This is a genomic window from Streptomyces sp. NRRL B-1347, from assembly GCF_000720325.1.
Lineage (GTDB): Bacteria > Actinomycetota > Actinomycetes > Streptomycetales > Streptomycetaceae > Streptomyces.
The window spans coordinates 1-22,592 of record NZ_JOJM01000041.1 but is presented as its reverse complement, the minus strand read 5'-3'; the positions used below and the strand labels follow the sequence as shown (position 1 = coordinate 22,592).

Annotated in this window: 18 protein-coding genes and 1 rRNA gene; 6 read left to right on the top strand and 13 right to left on the bottom strand. The window is 73.1% G+C overall.

Annotated features, from left to right (window positions below):
- Nucleotides 1-132 precede the first annotated feature (132 nt).
- Nucleotides 133-759: an NUDIX domain-containing protein gene (locus IG74_RS0129210; protein WP_030683474.1), complete on the bottom strand. Its 627-nt coding sequence runs from the start codon at nucleotides 757-759 to the stop codon at nucleotides 133-135.
- Between the two features lie 87 nt (nucleotides 760-846).
- The gene (locus tag IG74_RS0129205; RefSeq protein WP_030683472.1) at nucleotides 847-2,496 is read right to left on the bottom strand and encodes a CTP synthase; all 1,650 of its coding nucleotides are present in this window, start codon (nucleotides 2,494-2,496) and stop codon (nucleotides 847-849) included.
- Between the two features lie 463 nt (nucleotides 2,497-2,959).
- On the opposite strand from IG74_RS0129205, the gene IG74_RS0129200 reads away from it, so the two are divergent.
- Nucleotides 2,960-4,771: a glycoside hydrolase family 15 protein gene (locus IG74_RS0129200; protein WP_030683470.1), complete on the top strand. Its 1,812-nt coding sequence runs from the start codon at nucleotides 2,960-2,962 to the stop codon at nucleotides 4,769-4,771.
- A 120-nt stretch (nucleotides 4,772-4,891) separates the two neighbouring features.
- Nucleotides 4,892-6,550: a PucR family transcriptional regulator gene (locus IG74_RS0129195; RefSeq protein WP_030683468.1), complete on the top strand. Its 1,659-nt coding sequence runs from the start codon at nucleotides 4,892-4,894 to the stop codon at nucleotides 6,548-6,550.
- A gap of 46 nt (nucleotides 6,551-6,596) precedes the next feature.
- On the opposite strand, the gene IG74_RS0129190 is transcribed toward IG74_RS0129195, so the two are convergent.
- Together IG74_RS0129190 and recN are read right to left on the bottom strand one after the other, a co-directional pair.
- Nucleotides 6,597-7,736 (bottom strand): glycosyltransferase family 4 protein, encoded by a 1,140-nt coding sequence (locus IG74_RS0129190; protein ID WP_030683466.1) that lies wholly within the window; start codon nucleotides 7,734-7,736, stop codon nucleotides 6,597-6,599.
- 376 nt (nucleotides 7,737-8,112) lie between these two features.
- Nucleotides 8,113-9,855 carry a DNA repair protein RecN gene (recN, locus tag IG74_RS0129185; RefSeq protein ID WP_030683465.1) on the bottom strand — a complete coding sequence of 581 codons (1,743 nt, stop codon included), beginning with the start codon at nucleotides 9,853-9,855 and terminating at the stop codon, nucleotides 8,113-8,115.
- A gap of 182 nt (nucleotides 9,856-10,037) precedes the next feature.
- On the opposite strand from recN, the gene IG74_RS0129180 reads away from it, so the two are divergent.
- On the top strand, nucleotides 10,038-11,390 hold the full coding sequence (locus tag IG74_RS0129180) for an FtsX-like permease family protein (protein ID WP_234334487.1): 1,353 nt from the start codon (nucleotides 10,038-10,040) through the stop codon (nucleotides 11,388-11,390).
- 107 nt (nucleotides 11,391-11,497) lie between these two features.
- Here the strand turns inward: IG74_RS0129180 and IG74_RS0129175 are convergent, their stop codons facing one another.
- From IG74_RS0129175 to IG74_RS0129165, 3 genes are read right to left on the bottom strand one after another with little or no spacing between them, the layout of a single operon-like run.
- The gene (locus tag IG74_RS0129175; protein ID WP_030683462.1) at nucleotides 11,498-12,403 is read right to left on the bottom strand and encodes an NAD kinase; all 906 of its coding nucleotides are present in this window, start codon (nucleotides 12,401-12,403) and stop codon (nucleotides 11,498-11,500) included.
- Nucleotides 12,400-13,215: a TlyA family RNA methyltransferase gene (locus IG74_RS0129170; RefSeq protein WP_030683460.1), complete on the bottom strand. Its 816-nt coding sequence runs from the start codon at nucleotides 13,213-13,215 to the stop codon at nucleotides 12,400-12,402. The genes IG74_RS0129175 and IG74_RS0129170 overlap by 4 nt, the downstream gene beginning before the upstream one ends.
- Nucleotides 13,216-13,222: 7 nt before the next feature.
- A complete protein-coding gene (locus tag IG74_RS0129165) occupies nucleotides 13,223-13,555 on the bottom strand; it encodes a hypothetical protein (protein ID WP_030683458.1) in 333 nt (110 codons plus the stop codon).
- Nucleotides 13,556-13,597: 42 nt separating this feature from the next.
- Here IG74_RS0129165 and IG74_RS0129160 point away from each other — a divergent pair, with 42 nt between their 5' ends.
- Nucleotides 13,598-13,945 (top strand): SCP2 sterol-binding domain-containing protein, encoded by a 348-nt coding sequence (locus IG74_RS0129160; protein ID WP_030683456.1) that lies wholly within the window; start codon nucleotides 13,598-13,600, stop codon nucleotides 13,943-13,945.
- Here IG74_RS0129160 and IG74_RS0129155 read toward each other — a convergent pair.
- The 3 genes from IG74_RS0129155 to IG74_RS0129145 are packed head-to-tail and all read right to left on the bottom strand — an operon-like array spanning nucleotide 13,929 to nucleotide 16,914.
- A complete protein-coding gene (locus IG74_RS0129155; RefSeq protein WP_234334486.1) occupies nucleotides 13,929-14,849 on the bottom strand; it encodes an ABC transporter ATP-binding protein in 921 nt (306 codons plus the stop codon). The two genes, IG74_RS0129160 and IG74_RS0129155, sit on opposite strands and share 17 nt — an antisense overlap.
- Nucleotides 14,846-15,874, bottom strand: a complete 1,029-nt coding sequence (locus IG74_RS0129150) for a FecCD family ABC transporter permease (RefSeq protein ID WP_030683452.1) — start codon at nucleotides 15,872-15,874, stop codon at nucleotides 14,846-14,848. Before IG74_RS0129150 ends, IG74_RS0129155 begins: the two co-directional genes overlap by 4 nt.
- Nucleotides 15,871-16,914, bottom strand: coding sequence for a FecCD family ABC transporter permease (locus IG74_RS0129145; RefSeq protein ID WP_030683450.1), 1,044 nt, complete (start codon nucleotides 16,912-16,914; stop codon nucleotides 15,871-15,873). Before IG74_RS0129145 ends, IG74_RS0129150 begins: the two co-directional genes overlap by 4 nt.
- A gap of 62 nt (nucleotides 16,915-16,976) precedes the next feature.
- Between IG74_RS0129145 and IG74_RS0129140 the strand changes: the two genes are divergently transcribed.
- Complete coding sequence (locus IG74_RS0129140) at nucleotides 16,977-18,005, top strand: ABC transporter substrate-binding protein (protein ID WP_030683448.1); 1,029 nt, start codon at nucleotides 16,977-16,979, stop codon at nucleotides 18,003-18,005.
- A gap of 66 nt (nucleotides 18,006-18,071) precedes the next feature.
- On the opposite strand, the gene IG74_RS0129135 is transcribed toward IG74_RS0129140, so the two are convergent.
- Nucleotides 18,072-19,112: an HAD hydrolase-like protein gene (locus tag IG74_RS0129135; RefSeq protein ID WP_030683447.1), complete on the bottom strand. Its 1,041-nt coding sequence runs from the start codon at nucleotides 19,110-19,112 to the stop codon at nucleotides 18,072-18,074.
- A 71-nt stretch (nucleotides 19,113-19,183) separates the two neighbouring features.
- On the opposite strand from IG74_RS0129135, the gene IG74_RS0129130 reads away from it, so the two are divergent.
- Entirely contained in the window at nucleotides 19,184-20,461 is a 1,278-nt protein-coding gene (locus IG74_RS0129130) for a DUF1015 family protein (RefSeq protein WP_030683445.1), read from the top strand.
- Nucleotides 20,462-20,540: 79 nt separating this feature from the next.
- On the opposite strand, the gene IG74_RS52840 is transcribed toward IG74_RS0129130, so the two are convergent.
- A complete protein-coding gene (locus IG74_RS52840; protein ID WP_199818898.1) occupies nucleotides 20,541-21,323 on the bottom strand; it encodes a tetratricopeptide repeat protein in 783 nt (260 codons plus the stop codon).
- Nucleotides 21,324-22,283: 960 nt separating this feature from the next.
- Nucleotides 22,284-22,400, bottom strand: a 5S ribosomal RNA gene (gene rrf / locus IG74_RS0129115).
- Nucleotides 22,401-22,592 lie beyond the last annotated feature (192 nt).

The following is a 22,592-nucleotide window of genomic DNA, read 5'->3' as shown; positions in this document are numbered from 1 at the left end:
TCAGGCGCTGCCGCCACCCCGGTGACACGGCGCGCGGAAGTCGCCCGATCGGATCAGGAGATGGTCACACCGCGAGCTACGGGAGCGCCCGCCCGCCCGAGCAGAACGCGGCTCCCCCGCGGCCGGAGGCCGCTACGCCTCGAAGGGCCGCGCCGGCCACGCCGCGTCCGCCGGGCGCAGCGCGTCCAGGCCCTCGCCGTGCAGCGCCGCCGTGAGCGACATGACGCCGACGACCAGGCAGTTGTTGTGCAGCTCCCCGGTGAGGACGCCGCGCACGAGGTCGTCGAGGGGGGCCCGCGCGATCTCCATGTCGGCTTCCTCCTCCTCGACCTCGAAGCGCTCGCCCTCGGCCTCGGACAGGTCGCGGGCGAGGAAGACGCGCACGGCCTCGCTGCAGCCGCCGGGCGTGGTGTAGACGTCGGTCAGGACGCGCCAGTCCTCGGCCTTGATGTGCGCTTCCTCGTACAGCTCGCGCTGGGCGGCGTGCAGCGGGTTCTCGCCGGGCACGTCGAGGAGGCCCGCGGGGATCTCCCAGAGCTTCTGGCGCACCGGGTGGCGGTACTGGCGCACCAGGACGACGCGGCCGGTCTCGTCGAGGGCCAGGACGGCGACGGAGCCGGGGTGGACCTGGTAGTCGCGGCGGGAGACCGATCCGTCCGGCATGACGACGTCGTCGGTGCGCACGGAGGTCTTGTTCCCGACGAACGGCGTGTCCGTCGCCGTGATCCGCCACTCCTCCGCGGTGTCCTTGATCGTCATGTCGTCCTGTCCTTCCACACGTACATACGAAAGCCGGGGTACGCGCCCCTCGAAGGGCCGTACCCCGGCAACCGTATCGCTCTTGTGTTACTTGCCCGTCTTGCGCTTCACCGCGGCCTTGACCAGGCCCGCGAAGAGCGGGTGCGGACGCGTCGGGCGCGAGCGCAGCTCCGGGTGCGCCTGGGTGGCGACCAGGTACGGGTGGACCTCGCGCGGGTACTCGACGTACTCGACGAGCTTGCCGTCCGGCGAGGTGCCGGAGAACTGGATGCCGGCCTTCTTCTCCAGCTCCGCGCGGTAGGCGTTGTTGACCTCGTAGCGGTGGCGGTGGCGCTCCTCGACGTACTCCTTGCCGTCGTACACCTCGCGCGCGATGGAGCCCTCGGCGAGCTTGGCCGGGTACATGCCCAGGCGCATGGTGCCACCCATGTCGCCCTCACCGGCGACGATGTCGAGCTGCTCGGCCATGGTGGAGATGACCGGGTGGGCGGTGGCGGCGTCGAACTCGGTGGAGTTGGCGTCCGGGATGCCCGCGAGGTTGCGGGCGGCCTCGATCACGATGCACTGCAGGCCCAGGCAGATGCCGAGCAGCGGGATCTTGTTCTCGCGGGCGTACTGGATCGCGCCGACCTTGCCGGAGACGCCGCGGTCGCCGAAGCCGCCGGGGATCAGGACCGCGTCGACGTCGCCGAGCTGCTTCTTGGCGCCCGCCGGGGTCTTGCAGTCGTCCGAGGTGACCCACTTGACCTTGACGCGGGCCTTGTTGGCGAAGCCGCCGGCGCGCATGGCCTCGGTGATGGAGAGGTAGGCGTCGGGCAGGTCGATGTACTTGCCGACAAGGGCGACGGTGACCTCGTGCTTCGGGTTGTGCACGCGGTCGAGCAGGTCGTCCCACTGGGTCCAGTCGACGTCGCGGAACGGCAGGTCGAGCTTGCGCACGACGTAGGCGTCCAGGCCCTCGGTGTGCAGCACCTTCGGGATGTCGTAGATCGACTTGGCGTCGATCGCGGCCACGACGGCGGCCTCGTCGACGTCGCACATCAGCGAGATCTTGCGCTTGATGGCGGTCGGCACGTCGCGGTCGGCGCGCAGCACGATCGCGTCCGGCTGGATGCCGATGTTGCGCAGGGCGGCGACCGAGTGCTGGGTCGGCTTGGTCTTCAGCTCGCCGGAGGGGCCGATGTAGGGAAGGAGCGAGATGTGCACGACGAAGACGTTGTCGCGGCCGACCTCGTGGCGGACCTGGCGGACGGTCTCCAGGAACGGCAGGGACTCGATGTCGCCGACCGTGCCGCCGACCTCCGTGATGACGACGTCGACGTCGTCGGTGGCCATGCGGCGGATGCGGTGCTTGATCTCGTTGGTGATGTGCGGGATGACCTGCACGGTGTCACCGAGGTACTCGCCGCGCCGCTCCTTGGCGATGACCTGCGAGTAGACCTGGCCGGTGGTGACGTTGGCCGAGCCGTCGAGGTCGACGTCCAGGAAGCGCTCGTAGTGCCCGATGTCCAGGTCGGTCTCGGCGCCGTCGTTCGTGACGAACACCTCGCCGTGCTGGAAGGGGTTCATCGTGCCCGGGTCCACGTTCAGATACGGGTCGAGCTTCTGCATCGTGACCCGAAGGCCGCGGGCCTTGAGGAGCGCACCCAGGCTCGAGGCCGTCAGGCCCTTGCCGAGCGAGGAGGCGACGCCCCCGGTGACGAAGATGTGCTTGGTCGTCGTGGATGTGGGTGGCATGGCCAAGAGGGGGCTCCCGTGCGTCGCGGTCTGGGGTGCGTACCGGCGTCCGCTCCGCGCTTGCTTCGTCGCTCGGAGGGAGGTGCCGTCGCTGCGGTTCGGGGGTTCTATGACCACCGGCTCACGGGCTACCAGGGTATCAGCGTCAAGAGGGGGCCGCTTCCGGCCACCTCTTGACACGCGCATTCACGTCGCGTACACGATCTTCACCGCGTACGCATGTGCGTGCCGCAACTCGTTCGGCCTAGCCACGTTGGCTGGACGAGGGGGCAGATTCCGGCGGCGCCGATGTATGTTGCTCGGACACTTGCTGCCGACCCATGCGCGCGGGCGGAACCATCCCCCGTCGGCTTTTCTGGAGACCACCGGAAACACTCGGGCCCGGCAGTTCGTTCTTTGCAGCGAACCCTTGACCGTAGAACGAGCGCCCCGAGAGCGGGCGAACGTGGCCGTTTGAATGGGGATGCACGTGGCCGGGCGCATCGAGGATTACGCACTGATCGGAGACATGCAGACCGCGGCGCTGGTCTGCCGGGACGGCACGGTCGACTGGCTGTGTCTGCCCCGCTTCGACTCCCACGCCGTCTTCGCGGGCCTCCTCGGCACGGAGGAACACGGCTTCTGGCGCCTCGGCCCCGCGCACAGTCCGAGCGCGCCGCCCGCCGCCGCGAGCCGCCGGACCTACCGCGGGGACTCACTGGTCCTCGAGTCCGAGTGGGACACCCCGCGCGGCACGGTCCGGGTGATCGACTTCATGCCTCCACGGGACACCGACGCCCCGCAGCTGGTGCGGATCGTGGAGGGCGTCAGCGGCCGCGTGCCGATGCGCTCGGCCCTGCGGATGCGGTTCAGCTACGGCCGCGTCGTGCCCTGGGTGCACAAGGTCGACGGCCGCACGGTGGCCGTGGCCGGGCCGGACTCGGTGTGGCTCGACACCTCCGCCGAGACCTTCGGCAAGGACCTGACGACGTACTCGGACTTCACCGTCGGGCCCGGCGACCGCATCGCCTTCACCCTCTCCTGGCAGCCGTCGCACAAGCAGCCGCCCGCCCACCCGGAGCCGGAGGCCGCGCTCACGGCCACCGAGGAGTTCTGGCGCGAGTGGGTCGAGCACTGTACGTACCACGGGCCCTACCGCGAGGCGGTGGTGCGCTCCCTGATCACGCTCAAGGCCCTGACGTACGCGCCCACCGGCGGCATCGTCGCCGCCCCCACCACCTCCCTGCCGGAGGACATCGGCGGCTCGCGCAACTGGGACTACCGCTTCACCTGGCTGCGCGACGCGGCCATCACGCTCTCCTCGCTCCTGCGCACCGGCTACCGCGAGGAGGCCCGCGCCTGGCGCGAGTGGCTCCTGCGGGCCGTCGCGGGCGACCCGGAGAACCTCCAGATCATGTACGGCATCGCGGGCGAGCGCGAGCTCGGCGAGGCCGAGCTCGACTGGCTCCCGGGATACGAGAACTCCGGCCCGGTCCGGGTGGGCAACGGCGCGGCGCACCAGCTCCAGCTCGACGTGTACGGCGAGGTCACCGAGGCCCTGCACCTGGCCCACATGACGGGCCTCGCCCGCAACGACTACGCCTCGCTGCTCCAGCTCAAGCTGATCCGCTACCTGGAGACGCACTGGAACGAGCCGGACGAGGGCATCTGGGAGGTGCGCGGCCCGCGCCGCCACTTCGTGCACTCCAAGGTGATGGCCTGGGTCGCCGTCGACCGCACCATCAAGCTCATCGAGTCCGGCGACGCGGACGGCCCCCTGGAGCGCTGGCGCGAGCTGCGCGACGACATCCACCGGGACGTCTGCGACAAGGGCTACGACAAGGAGCGCAACACCTTCACACAGTCGTACGGCTCCAAGGAGCTGGACGCGTCCCTGCTGCTCATCCCGCAGGTGGGCTTCCTGCCGCCGGACGACAAGCGCGTCATCGGCACGATCGAGGCCATCCAGCGCGAGCTGTCGACGCCCGACGGCTTCGTCCTGCGCTATCCGACGTCCGGCGAGGACGCGGGCGTGGACGGCCTGGAGGGCGACGAGGGCGCGTTCCTCGCCTGCTCGTTCTGGCTGGCCGACGACCTGGCCATGATCGGCCGCGTGGACGAGGCCCGCAAGCTCTTCGAGCGCCTCCTCGCCCTGCGCAACGACCTGGGGCTGCTCGCCGAGGAGTGGGACCCGCGCCTCAAGCGCCAAGTGGGCAACTTCCCGCAGGCGTTCAGCCACGTGCCGCTGATCGACACGGCACTGCGGCTCACGGCGTCGGGCGCGTACGGCGGCTGAGGCCGCACGCACGGGTGGCGGCCGGGTGAAGTCCTGGCCGCCAGGACAGGGCGGGACGGCGCCCGCGCGGCCCCCGGAGGGCGGCCGGTGCCCCGGCCCAGGTCAGGTAGCGTCCGCCCCATGGACAGTCAGGACACTCAGGGCGGCATCACCGTACAGCGGGCACTGGAGCTTCCGGGCCTGCGCGGCGGCCTCCCGGAGGTCGTCGCGGGCGCCGACCGGCTGCACCGGACGGTGCGCTGGGTGCACGCGGGCGAGGTGCCGAACATCGCCTCCCTCCTCAAGGGCGGCGAACTGCTCCTGACCACCGGGCTCGGCCTCGGCACCCGCCCCGCCGACCAGCGCGCCTTCGTCCGCGACCTGGCCGAGCGCGGCATCGCCGCCCTGGTCGTCGAGCTCGGCCCGCGCTTCTCGCGGCTGCCCGCCGCGCTCGTGGACACCGCCCGCGCGGCGGGACTCCCCCTCGTCCAGCTGCACCGCGAAGTGCCGTTCGTGACCGTCACCGAAGAAGTGCACACGGAGATCGTCAACGGCCACTACGCGCTCCTGCGCCGCGCCGACGAGGTGCACCGGCGCTGCACCGATGCGCTCCTCGGCGGCGGTGGCGTCCCCCAGGTCCTGTCCGTCCTCGCGGAGTTCAGCGGCAACCCGGTCTTCCTGGAGACGACCGACGGCCAGCTCCTGTACGCGGCCGGGGCGGGCGGCGCCTGCGCGGACCCGCTCCAGGTGTGGGAGGGCCTGCGCGGCCGGCAGACCGACCGGGCCGAGCCGCCCGCGGGCGCCGTGCTCGTCGACGTGCCCGGCGGCGGCCCCGGGGCCGACTCGGTGCGGGCCCGGCTCGTGCTGCTCGCCGTCGAGTCCGCCCTCCTTCCCGTGCACCGGATCGCGGCCGAGCGGGCCGCCAGCAGCCTCGCGGTGGTCCTGATGCAGGCGCGCCAGGAGGAGGAGCTCGCCGCGCGCGGCCGCGGCGACTTCCTCACCGACCTCGCCGAGGGCCGCATCACCGCCGACGACGCGCCCGCCCAGGCCCGCGTGCTCGGCTTCAAACCGGGCGGCGGCCCGCTCCTTCCGGTCGTGATGCGCCTGGCGGGAGCCGCCGCGGGGTCGCCGTCCGGCAGCGGCTGGGCGGTGCTCGCCCGCGCGGTCGCCGAGGAGCTGACGGCGGTGGGCGTGCCCGTGCTGCTCGGCGTACGTCCCGTGGAGGGGAGGGTTCCGCTCCTGCTCGGGCTAAGGACCGAGGCGGAGCGCGCCACGGTCGCGGACCGGGTCGCCACCGCCCTGCGCGCCGGGGTGGAGCGGGCGGGCATGCACCGGGCGGACGCGCCGCCGCCGGTCGTGGTGGTGGGCGTCGCGGGCGGCTGGGCCGCGGCGTCGGCGGGGCTGCGGCACGCGGCCGAGACCGCGACGGCGGCGCAGGGCCTGCCGGAACGGCCCTGGTACGACGCGCGGCGCCTGGACATCGACCTGCTCCTGTGGCGACTGCGGGCCCACCCCGACCTGGCGGCGTTCGTGGACCGCGCGATCGGCCCGCTGCGCGCCCACGACCAGCGCTCCAAGCCCCCGCTGCTGCCCACTCTGGAGACGTACCTGGCGCACGCCGGCCGCAAGGCGGAGACCGCCCGCGAGCTCCACCTGAACCGCCAGACCCTCTACAACCGCCTGGCCCGGATCAGCGAACTCCTGGGCACCGACCTCGACGACCCGCAGACGGTCCTGGCCCTGAGCCTGGCCCTGCGGGCCCGCAGACACGCACCGGGGACACCGGCCGGCACGGCCTGACGGACGCCTGGGGCGACGGAGCGAGCGGCAGGGCGGGCGGCGGGCCTCAGTACGAGGCGAGGGGCTGCGTCAGCTCGTCGTAGACGCTGAGGACCTGCGTCACCGTCTCGTCCTCGGTGGGCCAGGAGGCCGCCTGCGCCGCGCCCCGGTCCCGCAGCTCCTGACGGCGCACGTCATCGGTGAGCAGCCGTACGACGGCGTCGGCGAGGGCCTGGGCGTCGCCGTACGGGACGAGTTCGGCGGCGTCGCCGACGAGTTCGGGGATGCCGCCCACGGCGGTCGCCACGAGCGGCACGCGCGCGTGGAGGGCCTCCTGGGCGAGCAGCGAGCGCGACTCCCAACTGCTCGACAGCAGCGCGAGGTCGGCCGCCGCGAGCAGTTCGGGCACGTCGTCACGCCGCCCGATGAGGCGCGCGGGCAGCTCCTCGGCGTCGATGCGGTCCTGGAGCGCGGACCGCTGCGCGCCCTCCCCCGCGACGACGAGCAGCGGCACCGGATCGAGCCCGCTCCAGACCCGCGCGGCGTCCAGGAGCACGTCGTGGCCGCGGTGCGCCTCCAGGGCGCCGACGGCGAGCAGCAGCGGCCGGCCCACGGCCCCCAGCTCGGCGCGGAGCTTGTGCCGGGGCAGCTCGGGCTCCTGCTCCGGGGCCTGCGCGCCGCGGGGCGCGGGAAGCGCCACCGGCGCGAGCCGGGCGTCCCGCGCGCCCCGACTGCGGGCGCGGTCGACCAGGTCCGACGAGGTCCCGAGGACCACGGCCGCGGCCCTGGCGACACGCCGCTCAAGGAGCCGCAGGACCTGGGCGCGGGCGCCGGACGCGTGGGCACGGGTGTGCCAGGTGACGACGAGCGGGACACGGCGGCCGGTCAGGGCGATGGCGGCGCGGAGTCCGGCGTGCAGGCCGTGCGCGTGCACGAGGTCGGCGTCCGCGCAGGCCGCCCTGAGCGCGGCCACGGACGAGGGGTCGCTGCGGCGCGGCACCGCGACGTGCTGGGCGCCGGTGCCCGCGAAGTCGTAGACCTCGTCGGCCTCTGCGGGGGCGCACACAGTGACGCGCACGCCCCGCGCGGCGAGGCCGGTGGCGAGCGACCGGACGTGCGCGCTGCTTCCCGCGCTGCCGCCGCCCAGGACTTGCACGGTGTGCAGCGGCGTCTGGCCCTGCGGTACGGGGGTGCTCACGTGGCTCACGTGGCCGGGACTCCTGGGTCGGGTCGGCGGGCGGCGCGCCGACGGAACGGGTGGGCGCCGGCGGTCCGGGCGGTCGGTCGCCGCCCGTCACCGCGCCAAGGATGCCAGTCCGTACGGCCGTTCCGGCACAGCCGAAAGGCCCCCTTCCGGGTAGGGCAGGACAACTCCGCGTAAGGGATCACTCTCACGGATGAGCACACGCTCAGCCCGGCCCCGGCATCCACCCACCACACGCCCCCTCCCCGTCGGCCCCCGCATCTTCGCAACACCGCCCCCTCGACAGGAAGCCTCTGACGGGTTCGCGGTGCTCGACGGGCGTGTTGGAAGGGGCCCGGCGCACCCGCGTGCGGATGCGGTGGGGTGCCCGGACGAGGAGTCAGCCGTCCGCCCGGGCCGCCGCGAGGAGCTCCTCCGCGTGGGCCCGCGCGGTCTCGGAGTCCTCCTGCCCGGCCAGCATCCGCGACAGCTCCCGCACCCGGTCCTCGCCTTCGAGGACCTGCACGCCGGACCGCGTCACGGTCCCGTCGTGCGTCTTCTCCACCAGCAGCTGCCGGTCCGCGAACGCCGCCACCTGCGGAAGGTGGGTGACCACCACCACCTGCGCGGACTTCGCGAGCTTCGCGAGGCGCCGCCCGATCTCGACGGCCGCCTTGCCGCCGACGCCCGCGTCGACCTCGTCGAAGAGGTACGTCGGCACGGGGTCCGTCCCGGCGAAGACGACCTCCACGGCGAGCATGACGCGCGACAGCTCGCCGCCGGACGCGCCCTTGGCGATGGGCCGGGGCGGCGCCCCGGGGTGCGGCGCGAGCAGCAACTCGACCTCGTCGACACCGGAGGGCCCGTAGGCGACGGTACGCCCGTCGAACTCGACGCCCTCGGGGTCATCGGTCTGCCGTACGTCGATCGTCACGCGCGCGTGCGGCATCGCGAGCGAGGCCAGCTCCTCGGTGACGGCGGCCGCGAACCGTGCGGCGGTCTCGACGCGCGCCTCGGTCAGCTCGCGCGCGAGCCCGGCGAGTTCGCCCCGCAGCGCGTCCCGCTCCGCGGTGAGGTCGCCGAGCCGGTCGTCGTCGCCCTCCAGCTCGGCGAGACGCGCCGCCCCTGCCTCCGCCCAGGCGAGCACGGCGCCGACGTCCTCGCCGTACTTGCGCGTCAGCTGGGTGAGCGCCGCACGCCGCTCCTCGACGGCGGCGAGCCGCAGCGGATCGGCGTCGAGGTCGTCGGCGTACCCGGCGAGTTCGCCCGCCACGTCGGCGAGCAGGATGCCGATCTCGCCGATGCGCTCGGCGAGGGCGGCCAGGGCGGGGTCGTGGGACCGCACGGTCTCCAGGGCCCGGTGCGCGCCCGCGACGAGCGTGGAGGCGTCGACGCCCTCCGGGTCCTCGGGGTTGCCCGCGAGCGCCGCGTGCGCGGCCGTGGCGGCGGAGGCGAGCGCCTCGGCGTGACCGAGCCGCTCGGCCTCGGCGGCCAGTTCGACGTCCTCGCCGGTGCGCGGTTCCACCGCGGCGACCTCGTCGAGGCCGAAGCGGAGCATGTCGGCTTCCTGGGCGCGTTCCCGCGCGCGCGTGGTGATCTCGTCCAGCTCCGCGCTGACGGCCCGCAGCCGCCGGTAGGCCGCCGTGTACTTGTCCAGCGGCCCGGAGACGGCGTCGCCCGCGTACCGGTCCAGGGCGCCGCGCTGCCGGGCGGGCTTGAGCAGGCCCTGCTGGTCGCTCTGGCCGTGGACGGCGACGAGGTCGTCGGCGAGCTCGGACAGCACGCCGACGGGGACGGAGCGGCCGCCGAGGTGCGCCCGGGAGCGGCCTTCGGCGGAGACGGTGCGGCTGATGAGGAGGGCGCCGTCGTCGAGCTCGGCCCCCGCCTCCTCGGCGCGCAGGGCCGCGGCGGCGCCCGCGGGCACGGCGACGCGCCCCTCGACGACCGCCGACTTGGCGCCGATCCGCACCAGCGCGGGGTCGGCGCGCCCGCCGAGCAGCAGCCCGAGGCTCGTGACGACCATCGTCTTGCCCGCTCCGGTCTCGCCGGTCACGGCGGTGAAGCCGGGCGACAGCTCGACCACGGCGTCGTCGATGACTCCGAGCGACCGTATCCGCATCTCCTCCAACACGGACAAGACCATACGAGGTCAGGGCGGCGGTGTGCGACGTGCCCCGGTGTCATCGCGTAGCTGTTCTGTGAAGGCGCAGGTAAGGCGTGCCGCGTCAGAGCCACCTGTCACCCACGGGAGTGGGGTTATCCCCCGGGAAATCCTGAGGCGATCTTCATGGTGGGCGGTGGCCCTGGCACCCCACCATGATCTGTATGAGTACGGGACTGGCACGGGCGGCGCTGCGGGCGCACCGCCCCGCTTTCATCGGCACGGCCGTGGCGGCGCTGTTCGCCGCGACGGTGGTGAGCGCTTCGACGATGGTGCTCCGCAGCACCAGCACGGACGGGCTCCCCGCCGGAGCCCGCCACCGCCTCACGCAGAGCGGCGTGGGCGACATCGCCACGGTGCTCCTGATCGGCTCCATCTACATGTCGATATTCGTGGTGGCCTCGACGATGGGCACGGCCGTCGTCCAGCAGCACCGCGAGCTGGCCCTGGTGCGCTCCATCGGCGCCAGGCCCCGGCAGGTCCGCCGCGCGGTGGCCCGGCAGGCCCTGGCGGCCTCCATACCGGCGGCCCTCGCAGGCTTCGCCCTCGGCGGCGTGCTGGGCCGGGTGTGGTTCACGGGGATGGTGGAGCACGGCCTTGTCCCGGCCGGGGTGTCCTTCCGGTTCAGTTGGCTGGCGCTGCCGGTGTGCGTGGGCGTCGCGGTGGTCACCTCCGCGCTCGCCGCCGTGCTGTCCGCGCTGCGGTTCTCGCTGCTCCGCCCCGCCCGCGCGCTGGACGAGGCCACGGCGGGGAGACGCGGCCTCGGCTGGCTGCGGGCCCCGCTCGGGCTGCTCGCGGTGGCCGGTGCCGTGGCCCTCTCGGTGCTGCTCTCGCGGCAGGACCCGGCCGAGGCGGGCGAGGGCGCGTTCCTGGTCCTGATCCTGTTCTGCGCGGGCGCGGGGCTGCTCGGTCCGCGGCTCATCGGGCCCGCCGCCTGGCTGGTGTCGGCGGCGGTCGGCCGCTTCGGCGGCGCCTCGGCCCGGCTTGCGATGGCCAACGTCCGCTCCCAGCCCCGGCGCTTCTCGGCCGCGGTGGTGCCCCTGCTGCTCGTCGTCGGCTTCGGCGTCACCAAGATCGCGATGCGTACGACCGCCGAGCACCACACCGGCTCGGCAGGCAGCACGGGCGAGGTCTGGCTGGACTACATGGGCACGGCGCTGTACGCGGGCTTCGCCGCCATCGCCTCGGCCAACACGCTGGCCATGATCTCCTTCGAGCGCCGCCGCGACCTGGCCCTGCTGCGCGTGGTCGGCTCCCAGCGCCGCCAGGTGCGGGCGATGGCGGCGTGGGAGGCCGTGGTCGTGGCCGGGACGGCGCTGCTCGTCGGCGGCGTCATAGCCCTCGCGACCCTCGCGCCGATGCTCAGCACGGCGTTCGGCTCGGCCGTGCCGTATCTGCCGGGCCCGGTCGTGGCGGGCATCGCGGCGGGCACGCTGCTCTTGACGCTGGGCGCCACCGGCCTGCCGGTCGCATCGGTGCTGCGCCGCCGCGCGATAGCGGTGGTGAGCGGCACCTGATCCGCGGGCACACCGAGCGGCCCCTCAGGGGCGCGGGGAACTGCGCGCCCAGCCACGACGAACCCGCAGGCGACCCACGCGCCACCCCCGCAGCCCCAGCGGCAGCGTCAGTGCGGCGCCCCCCGCCACCCGGACACCGGCAGGGCGAACTTGGCCACCAGCCGATCGGTGAACGACGCGTGGTGGAGCCGAGCGAGCCGCACGGGCACCGCCCCCCTGCGGACCTCCACCCGTGCCCCAGCGGGCAGTTCCACGGTCCGCCGCCCGTCGCACCACAGCACCCCGTGCGGCGTGTGCGGCTGCACCTCGACCGCGAGGACCGAGTCCGGCGAGGTCACCAGGGGCTTGGCGAACAGGGCGTGGGCGCTGATCGGCACCATGAGCAGCGCCTCCACCTCGGGCCACACCACGGGCCCGCCCGCCGAGAAGGCGTACGCCGTCGAGCCGGTCGGCGTCGCGCACACGATGCCGTCGCAGCCGAAGCCAGTGACGGGCCGTCCGTCGATCTCCAGGACGACCTCGAGCATCCGCTCGGCCGACATCTTCTGCACGGCGGCCTCGTTCAGGGCCCAGTCGCGGTGCACGACATCGCCGTTGCTGTGCACGACGACGTCGACGGTCATGCGCTCCTCCACCTCGTACGCCTTGGTGACGACGCGGTCGACGACCTTGTCCAGGTCGTCGCGCTCGGCCTCGGCGAGGAAGCCGACGCGGCCGAGGTTCACGCCCAGCATCGGCACGCCGGAGGCGCGGGCGAACTCGGCGCCGCGCAGCAGCGTCCCGTCACCGCCGAGGACGATGAGCAGCTCGCACCCGTCGAGGCAGGCGGGTGTCGCCTCCTTGACGAGCTGCACCGAGTCCGGCAGCGGCAGGTCGGCGGCCTCCGCCTCCAGGACGCGCACGCCGAGGCCGCTGCGCAGCAGCCCCTGCACGACGAGTTCGGCGCTCCGGATGGCCGCGGGGCGGCCGGTGTGCGCAAGGAGAAAAACAGTACGAGCTCGGCTCTGACTCAACGGGGCCCCTCCGCCACGGCACGGTCGACGTCCGCCGGGTCGAGTTCCGGCGCCCCGGCGCGCAGCCACAGAAAGTACTCGACGTTCCCGGAAGGTCCGGGCAGCGGGCTCGCGGTGACCCCGCGGACACCGAGGCCGAGCTCCTGGGCCTGCCGTGCCACGGTGCGCACCATCTCGGCCCGCAGCTCGGGCGAGCGGACCACGCCACCGCTGCCGAGCCGTTCCTTGCCGACCTCGAACTGCGGCTTGACCATGAGGACGAGGTCCGCGTCCGGGGCCGCGCAGCGCACCAGGGCGGGCAGCACGAGCCCCAGCGGAATGAAGGAGAGGTCGCCGACCACCAGGTCGACGGGGACGCCGTCGATGAGGTCGAGCGTCAACTCGCGTACGTTCGTACGGTCCTTGACGGTGACCCGGTCGTCACTCTGCAGGGACCAGGCGAGCTGGCCGTAGCCGACGTCGACGGCGACGACGTGCCCGGCGCCGGAGCGCAGCAGCACATCGGTGAAGCCGCCGGTGGAGGCGCCCGCGTCGAGCGCGCGCCGGCCCTCCACGACGAGGCCTTCGGGGACGAAGGCCTTCAGGGCGCCCGCGAGCTTGTGGCCGCCGCGCGAGACGTAGTCGGGGTCGCCGTCGTCCTGGGCGACGACGATCGCGGCCGCCGTCTCCACCTGGGTCGCGGGCTTGGTCGCCACGGTCTTGCCGACGGTCACGCGACCTGCGGCGATCAGCTGGCTGGCGTGCTCGCGCGAGCGCGCGAGCTTCCGGCGCACCAGCTCGGCGTCGAGGCGGCGGCGTGCCACTCCTGCCACGTTCGGTTCAGCTCCTGTTGTCGTTCGGGGTCGGGGCCCCTGAGGGGGCCGGGGGCCCGGGGTGTGCGTCCAGCGCGGTCAACGCGTCGCGCAGGCCCCGGTGCACATCCTCGTACACCTCGATGTGGCCGTCCGTGGCGAGGTGGTCGGCGTCGCCGAGCCGGTCGAGCCCGGCGTCCACGCCGGCGTCGCCGGTGGCGGTGCGGGGCACGCCGAGGGGGGCGGGCGCGGCCGGGTCGACGGGCTCGGCGAGGGCCTCCCCCGCCGCGTCGGACAGCTGCGGAACACGCACGTCCGCCTCCGTGACCTCGGGCTCGGGGCCCGGCGTCGAGTCGCTCATGACACGACGCTACATCGAAGCCCTGCGGTACCGTCGATCACGATGGCGACCATGGCGGAGTGCCGTAGCGCACTGGACGGGCTTTCGGCGACCCTGGCGGCCGCCGACGGCGACGTTCGCGGTGCGGCGGCGCTCGACCGCTCCCTGAGCTGCCACATCAAGGACCTGGACGTCACCTTCACCGGCCGTCTGGAGAACGGCCGGATCGAGGTGTCGGGCCAGCACCCGGGCCCGCCGCGCGAGCGGGCCCAGGTCAGGCTCGCCATGACGGGCGACGACCTGGTGGCCCTGGTGTCGGGCCGCCTCGACTTCGCCAAGGCCTGGGCCTCGGGCCGGGTCCGCCTGGAGGCGGGCTTCCGCGACCTGCTGCGCCTCAGGAAGCTGCTGTAGCCACCGGGGTCTTCCGCGCACGCCGGGCCGCGGGCACCACCAGCGGCGTCCCGGTCTCGGGGTCGTCGATGACCTGGCAGGGCAGTCCGAAGGTCTCCTCCACCAGCTCCGCCGTGACGATCTCGGACGGCGCGCCCTGCGCGATGACCTTGCCGTCGCGCAGCGCGATGAGGTGCGTGGCGTACCGGGCGGCGTGGTTGAGGTCGTGCAGCACGGCGACGAGCGTGCGGCCCCGCTCCTCGTGGAGTTCGGCGCACAGGTCGAGTACGTCGATCTGGTGCTGGATGTCGAGGAAGGTGGTGGGCTCGTCGAGCAGCAGGAGCGGCGTCTGCTGGGCGAGCGCCATCGCGATCCACACGCGCTGGCGCTGGCCGCCGGAGAGCTCGTCGACGTACCGCTCGGCGAGTTCGGCGACGCCGGTGGACTCCATCGACTCGCGGACGATCCGCTCGTCGTCGGGCGACCACTGCCGCAGCAGCCCCTGGTGCGGGTAGCGGCCGCGCGCCACCAGGTCGCCGACGGTGATCCCGTCGGGTGCGATCGACGACTGCGGGAGCAGGCCGAGGGTGCGCGCGACCTTCTTGGCGGGCATCGAGTGGATGACGTCGCCGTCCAGGAGCACCCGCCCGGCCGACGGCTTGAGCATCCGCGACAGAGCGCGCAGGAGCGTGGACTTGCCGCAGGCGTTCGGGCCGACGATGACCGTGAAGGAGTTGTCGGGTATCTCGACGGAGAGCTTCTCCGCGATGACGCGCTGGTCGTAGCCGAGGGTCACGTCGTCGGCGATGAGCCGGTTCACAGGGGCACGCTCCTGGTCGTGTGCTTCTTCGTACGAGGGGGTGGTGCGCGCCCCGCCGAGCGCGCTGCGGCCCTTCCCGGCGGCGCCGCGGGCGGTGCGGCTCATATCCGCCCCGCCTTGCGCTCGGTGGCGAGGAGCCACAGCAGATAGACGCCGCCGAGGACGCCCGTGACGACGCCGACGGGCAGCTGGTCGGCGCCGAACGCCCGCTGCGACGCCCAGTCGGCGACGATCAGCAGGGTGGCGCCCATGCACATCGACGGCAGCAGGTTCGGCCCCGGCGAGCGGGTGAGGCGGCGGGCGAGCTGCGGCGCGGTCAGGGCGACGAAGCTGACGGGCCCGGCCGCGGCGGTCGCGGCCGCGGTGAGCAGCACGGCGGCGCCCATCAGGGCGATGCGGGTGCGCTCGACCGGCACGCCGAGCGCGTACGCGACGTCGTCGCCCATCTCCAGCATGCGCAGCGGGCGCGCGTGCGCGACGACGATCGGCACCAGGAGCAGGCACAGCCAGAACAGGGGCCACACCTGCTCCCAGTCCCGGCCGTTGAGCGAGCCGGTCATCCACACGACGGCGCGCGCGGCGTCGACGAAGTCGGCCTTGGTGAGCAGATAGCCGTTCATGGCGACGGCCAGGGCGTTCATGCCGATGCCGACGAGGACGAAGCGGTAGCCGTGCACGCCCCGCTTCCAGGCGAGCAGATACATCGCGGCGCCGGTGACGAGGCCGCCGACGACCGCTCCGGCCGCGACCTGGGCCGCGCCGCCGGAGAAGACGACGATCATCAGGAGCGCGCCCGCGGTCGCGCCCTGCCCGAGGCCGAGCACGTCCGGGCTGCCCAGCGGGTTGCGGGAGATGGACTGGAACAGGGCGCCGCCGAGCCCCAGCGAGGCCCCCACGAGCAGGCCGACGAGGACCCGTGGCAGCCGCAGGTCGTTGATGATGAACTCCTGCCCGGCGTCGCCGTTGCCGAGCAGCGTGCGGATGACGTCGGCGGCCGGGATGGGGAAGTCGCCGGTGCCGATCAGTACGACGCTCGCGGCGAGCCCGGCGACCACGAGCGCCGCCACGACCGCGGTCGTGCGGACGTCGAGGCGGACGGAGAGCCCGCCCCTGGTGCGTATCGCCTTCACAGCTGGGCCATCCTCTGCCGTCGTACCAGGAAGATGAAGACCGGGGCGCCGATGGCCGCGGTGACGATGCCGACCTGGAGCTCCGCCGGGCGGGACACCACGCGGCCGAGCACGTCCGCGCCGAGCAGCAGCACGGGCGACAGGAGCGCCGCGTACGGCATGATCCAGCGCATGTCGGGCCCGGTGAAGGAACGCACGACGTGCGGCACCATCAGGCCGACGAACATGATGGGCCCGCAGACGGCGGTCGCGGCCCCGCACAGCAGCGTCGCGGAGGCCATGGCGAGCCCGCGGGTCCGGGTCAGATGGGCGCCGAGGGCGCGGGCGGTGTCGTCGCCCATGCCGAGCGCGTTCAGCGGCCGGGCGAGGCCGAACGCGAGGAGGGTGCCGATGACCAGGAACGGCAGGACCTGCTGGATGGTGTCCATCTTGGCCGAGGCGAGCGAGCCCACGGTCCAGAAGCGCATCTTGTCGAGCGCTTCGTTGTCGGTGATCATCACGGCCTGCAGATAGCCGGTGAGCGCCGCGGTCAGGGCCGTGCCGGCCAGCGCGAGCCGCACGGGCGTGGCGTTGCGGGTGCCGCCGAGCAGGTACACGAGTACGCCGACGATCGCCGCCCCCGCGAACGCGAACCACACGTAGCCGCTCAGCGAGGTGACGCCGAAGAAGCTGATGGCGGTGACGACGGCGGCCGACGCGCCCATGTTGATGCCGAGCAGTCCCGGGTCGGCCAGCGGATTGCGGGTCAGGGCCTGCAGGACGGCGCCGGACAGGCCGAGCGCGACCCCCGCGAGCACCCCGAGCAGCGTCCGCGAGACGCGCTCGCCGACGACCACGTCGGCGTACGTCCCCGAGTCCTGGAACAGGCCGTGCCAGACCTGGTCCATGGACAGCTGTTTGGCACCGACGGCGATGCTGGCGAACACGACGGCCAGCAGCAGGACGGCGGAGATGAGCAGCCCGATGCCGCGCAGCGCGCGGCGGTTGGGCGGCGCGGCCGGGGATTCCGCGCGCGGTTCGGGGGGACTGTCGACCAACACCAGGTTAGGTTAGCCTACCCTCCCATTCGCCTCCCGCTGGCTCGATGAGAGAAGAACCACGCATGCCCTGGTCACCTCGCTCCTCCCGGTCCACCCCCTCGCGGCGCGCCCTGCTGTCCGCGGGCGCCGCGCTCGGCCTCGGCGGTCTGCTGACCGCCTGCGGCAGCGACGACGGCGAGCCGTCGAAGAGCACCGGCAAGGGCTGGAGCTTCAAGGACGACCGCGGCAAGGTCGCGAAGACCGACGGCGTACCCAAGAACATCGTGGCGTTCATCAGCACCGCCGCCGCCCTGTACGACTACGGCGTCGAGTGCACCGGCGTCTTCGGCCCGTCCGAGCCCGTCGACGGCAAGCCCAACCCGCAGGCGGGCGACCTCGACGTCAGCAAGCTGACCAGCCTCGGCGAGTCCTGGGGCCAGTTCAACGTGGAGAAGTACGCGACCCTCCGGCCGGACGTGCTGATCAGCAACATGTTCCCGCCGCCCGCCCTGTGGTTCGTGCCCGAGGAGAGCAGCAAGAAGATCGCCGCCCTCGCGCCCACCATCGGCATCAACGGCGCCCGCGCCTCCCTGCTCGAACCGCTCGAGCGCTACACCGAGCTGGCCGCGGCCCTCGGCGGCGATCTGCGCTCGGCGAAGGCACGGGCCGCCAAGTCCCGCTTCCAGAAGGCCGAACACACCCTCCGCAAGGCGGCGAAGGCCAACGGCGGCCTGAAGGTCCTCGCCATGACCGGCGACGCCGACCAGATGTACGTCGCCGTGCCCGACTCCTACTGCGACCTGAACTATTTCAAGGACCTCGGCGTGGAGTTCGTCGAGGGCAAGAAGAGCGACGAGTGGGGCTTCTGGGAGTTCCTCAGCTGGGAGAACGCCGACAAGTACCACGCCGACCTCATCATGGTCGACAACCGCTCCTCCGCCCTCTCGCCCGAGGACCTCGCCAAGAAGCCCACCTGGACGAAGCTGCCCGCGGTCAAGGCGGGCCAGACCGTCCCGTGGTCCATGGAGGAGCGCTACAGCTACGCGGGCTACGCCCCGGTCCTGGAACGCCTGGCCGACGCCGTCACCAAGTCCAGGAAGCTCAAGCGCTGACGCCTGCCCGCGCCCCTCGACGACCCCGCCGGAACATCCCCGAGGCCCTGAGCCCGAGCTGGCCCCTCACAACCCCAGCCGCGCCAACGCCTTCCCGCCGTCGAGCCCGCACACCCCGTCCCCCGCCTGGCTCCAGGCCACCGCGCACAGCGCCCGCAGCCCGTCGAGCGCGGCCCCTTCGCCCTCCACCGCCAGCGAGTCCCCCCGCACGGAGGCACGCCACCCGCCGCACGCGAACCCGCCCTCGACGGGCTCCACTTCGGGCTGCCCGCCCAGCAGTCCCCGCAGATCGGCGTCGACGTACGTGGGCCGGTGCTCGGGCCGCGCGGCGAGGAGCGCCGCCCCGTCCGTCACGCCCGTGAGCACGAGCAGCGAGTCCACTCCGCCGTTGAACGCCCCCTCGATGTCCGTGTCGAGGCGGTCGCCCACCACCAGCGGCCGCTCGGCGCCGGTCCGCAGAATCGTCTCCTTGTGCATGGGGGGCAGCGGCTTGCCCGCCACCCGCGGCTCGGCGCCCGTGGCGATCCGCACCACCTCCACCGCCGCGCCGTTCCCCGGCGCGATGCCCCGGGCGCTGGGAATAGTCAGGTCCGTGTTGGAGGCGAACCACGGCACCCCGCGCGCGATCGCGAAACAGGCCTCCGCGAACCGGCCCCAGGGCAACTCGGGCCCGCCGTACCCCTGCACCACCGCCACCGGCGAGTCGTCCGCCGACTCCACGGGCTCCAGACCGCGCTCACGCAGCGCGACCCTCAAGCCCTCCCCGCCGATCACCAACACCCTTGACCCAGCGGGCAGTTGCTCACTCATCAGACGCGCCACGGCCTGCGCCGAGGTGATCACGTCCGCCGCCTCTGCGGGAACGCCGAGCTCCGTCAGGTGCTCCGCCACCGCGTCCGGCGTGCGCAGCGCGTTGTTCGTCACGTACGCGAGACGCATGCCGCCTGAGCGGGCCGTTTCAAGCGACTCCACTGCGTGTTCGATCGCATGCCCGCCCGCGTACACCACCCCGTCCAAGTCGAGCAGTGCCGTGTCGTACGCCTCGCTCAGCGCACGCGCGCTTCCCGCGGGCCGGTTCCGGACGCTCTGACCGCCGGTCTGGCTCATTACGTATCGCTCCTCGTGAGATCCACTACACCGATCATCGCGCATGCCACTGACACACTTACGATGCACTAATGAACACAGTGGGTCACACGGACGTCCAAGGCCTCGACCTGATCCCGTTCCGGGGCGTGCGCTACGACCCGCAGCGGGTCGGCAGTCTCGCCGCCGTGACCTCACCTCCCTACGACGTGGTCGTACGGCCCGACGGGCTCCTGGAGTTGGAGTCCTCCGACCCGCACAACATCGTCCGTCTCATCCTGCCGCAGGCCACCACCCAGGCCGCGCGCGACCAGCAGGCCGCGGACACCCTGCACGACTGGCTCAGCGAGGGCGTCCTCGCCCCGGACCCGCTGCCCAGTCTGTACGTGTACGAGCAGCACGACGGCGACATCCTGCAGCGCGGCATCATCGGCGCCCTGCGCCTGTCCGAGCCGTCCCAGGGCGTGGTCCTGCCGCACGAGGACGTCATGCCGCACGTCATCGAGGACCGCGCCGCCCTGATGCGCGCGACGGCAGCGAACCTCGAACCGCTCCTCCTGACCTACCGCGGCGACACCGCGCCGGGCGGCGCGGCCACCGCCATAGAGCGCGCCATACTCCACAAGCCGTTGCTCTCGACGACCACGGAGGACGGCTTCAGCCACCGCCTGTGGGCGGTGACCGACCCGGAGGAGGTCGCCGGGATCCAGTCAGATCTGGCCCGTCACCAGGCCCTGATCGCCGACGGCCACCACCGCTGGGCCACCTACCTGCGGCTGCGCAACGAGCACGGCACGCCAAGCCCGTGGGACTTCGGCCTGGTCCTGCTCGTGGACACCCTCCGCTATCCGCTGCGGGTCCGCGCCATCCACCGCTACCTCCACCGCCTGCCGGTCGCCGACGCACTGGCGGCCCTGGACGGCTCCTTCCGCGTCCGCACCCTGGAGTGCCCGCTCCCCGAGGCCCTGGACGCCCTCGCGGAGGCCGTCTCGGAGAGCAACGCGTTCCTCCTGGCGGGCGACGGCTCCTACCACCTGGTCGACCGCCCGTCCCCCGACCTGATCGCCCGTACGGTTCCCCTCGGCCGCCCGGAGGCCTGGCGCACCCTCGACGCGACGGTCCTGCACACCACGCTCCTGGACCACATCTGGCGCATCCCGGACGCGCCCGAGCACATCGCGTACATCCATCACACGGAGGCCACGGTCGAGAAGGCCGAGCGCGAGGGCGGCACGGCCGTCCTCATGCACCCGGTCCGTGAGGAGGTCGTGCGCGACCTGGCCCGCCAGGGCGTCACGATGCCCCGCAAGTCGACGTCGTTCGGCCCGAAGCCCGCGACGGGCGTGGTCCTGCGCGACCTGGCGTTCTAGCCCGCCGATACGCCGCAGGGGCGGCCCTCCGTGTGGAGGGCCGCCCCTGTTGCTTACCTGCTCTTGCCCGCTGGGGACGTCAGTCCTCGTCCCGCTCCGGCGCCTCGGCGGCGGCAGGGGCCTGCGGCTCCTCGTCGGCCGGCTGCTCCTCGTCGGCCGACTGCTCCGGGGCCTCGTCGTCCACCTCAAGGGCGTCGACGAACTCGACGCCGTCCAGCTCGGCGAGCCGGTCGGAGGCGTCGGTGCTGCCGTCCTTGTCGGACTCGACGGCCTTCGCGAACCACTCGCGCGCCTCGTCCTCACGCCCGGCGGCCAGCAGCGCGTCGGCGTACGCGTACCGCAGTCGCGCGGTCCAGGGCTGCACCGAGCTGGACGCCAGCTCGGGGCTCTGCAGCGTGACGATCGCCGCGTCGAGCTGCCCCATGTCGCGCCGGGCCCCGGCGGCCACCAGGCGCATCTCGACCTGGCTGGCCTTGTCGAGCTTGCTCACCTCGGGCGCGCCGGCCATTTCGAGGGCCTTCTCCGGCCGGCCGAGCCCGCGCTCGCAGTCGGCCATGACCGGCCACAGCTCCACGTTGCCGGTCATCCGGCGGGCGGTGCGGAACTCCGCAAGCGCCTCGCTGTACTTCTGGTTCGCGTACGCGGCGAATCCCGCGGCCTCGCGTACGGCCGCGACGCGCGAGGCGAGCCGTAGGGCGACCTTCGCGTACCCGTAGGCCTGCTCGGGGTCCTCGTCGATGAGCCTGGCGACCATCACCAGGTTCTTGGCGACGTCGTCGGCGAGCCCCTTCGGCATGCTCTGGAGCTCCTGCCGAACGTCCTTGTCGATCTCCTCGCCGGTGACGTCCTCGGGGATCGGCAGCCGCTTGACCGGCTCGCGGTCGCTGCGCTCCCGGTCGTCACGGCGGAAGCCGCCGCGGTCGCCCCGGTCGCGGTCGTCGCGCCCGCGGAACCCGCCGCCGCCCGGACGTCCCCGCCCGTCGTCGCGCCGGGGCCCACCACGTCCCTGGAAGCCACCGCGGTCGTCGCGACGGAAGCCGCCACGGTCCCCGCGGTCCCGGTCGTCACGCCGGTCATCACGGCGGAAGCCACCCCGGTCGTCGCGGCGATCACCGCGGTCGCGGTCGTCACGACGGTCGTCGCGGCGGAAGCCGGGACGGTCACCGTCGCGACGGAAGCCGCCACGGTCCCCGCGGTCCCGGTCGTCACGCCGGTCATCACGGCGGAACCCGCCGCGGTCGTCCTGGCGGAAGCCACCGCGGTCGTCACGGCGGTCCCCACGGTCACGGTCGTCGCGGCGGAAGGCGGGGCGGTCGCCCCGGTCGCGGTCGTCGCGGCCACGGAAGCCACCACGGTTGTCATCCCGGCGGAACCCGCCGCGGTCGTCACGGCGGTCATCACGACGGTCGTCGCGACGGAAGGCCGGACGGTCACCATCACGACGGAAACCGCCACGGTCACCGCGGTCACGGTCATCGCGACGGTCGTCACGGCGGAAGCCACCGCGGTCGCCCTGGCGGAAGCCCCCGCGGTCACCGCGGTCACGGTCGTCGCGACGGTCGTCTCGTCGATCGTCACGACGGTCATCGCGGCGGAAGCCGGGACGGTCACCATCACGACGGAAGCCGCCCCGGTCACCGCGGTCACGGTCGTCACGACGGAAGCCGCCGCGGTCGTTGTCGCGACGCGGTCCGCCTCGGTAGCCGCCCCGGTCACCACCGTCCCGGCGGCGCTGCTCGCGCTCCGGTCGCTCGTCGGGAGAGTTGGTGGACATCGGTGACTCCTAGTCTTCGGTACCGCAGTCATTCTGACGCAGCCGCGTAGTCTGCGCCCTTCGGCAAACCCACAGGGTCCCCCCTGCAGTACCATCGGCGCTGTAAGGCTTAGCTTCCGGGTTCGGAATGTAACCGGGCGTTTCCCTCACGCTATGACCACCGAAACCCTATGAATTCCCGCCGCGAAGCGGGACCTCAAACAGGGCAGCGAACAAGCACACTCTTCAATTAAGTAGTGACTGTTCAGCCGACACGGCTGTTCGTGGTTTCAGAACCAACACAGTGAACGCGAGCAACTGAGGACAAGCCCTCGGCCTATTAGTACCAGTCAACTCCACCCGTTACCAGGCTTCCAT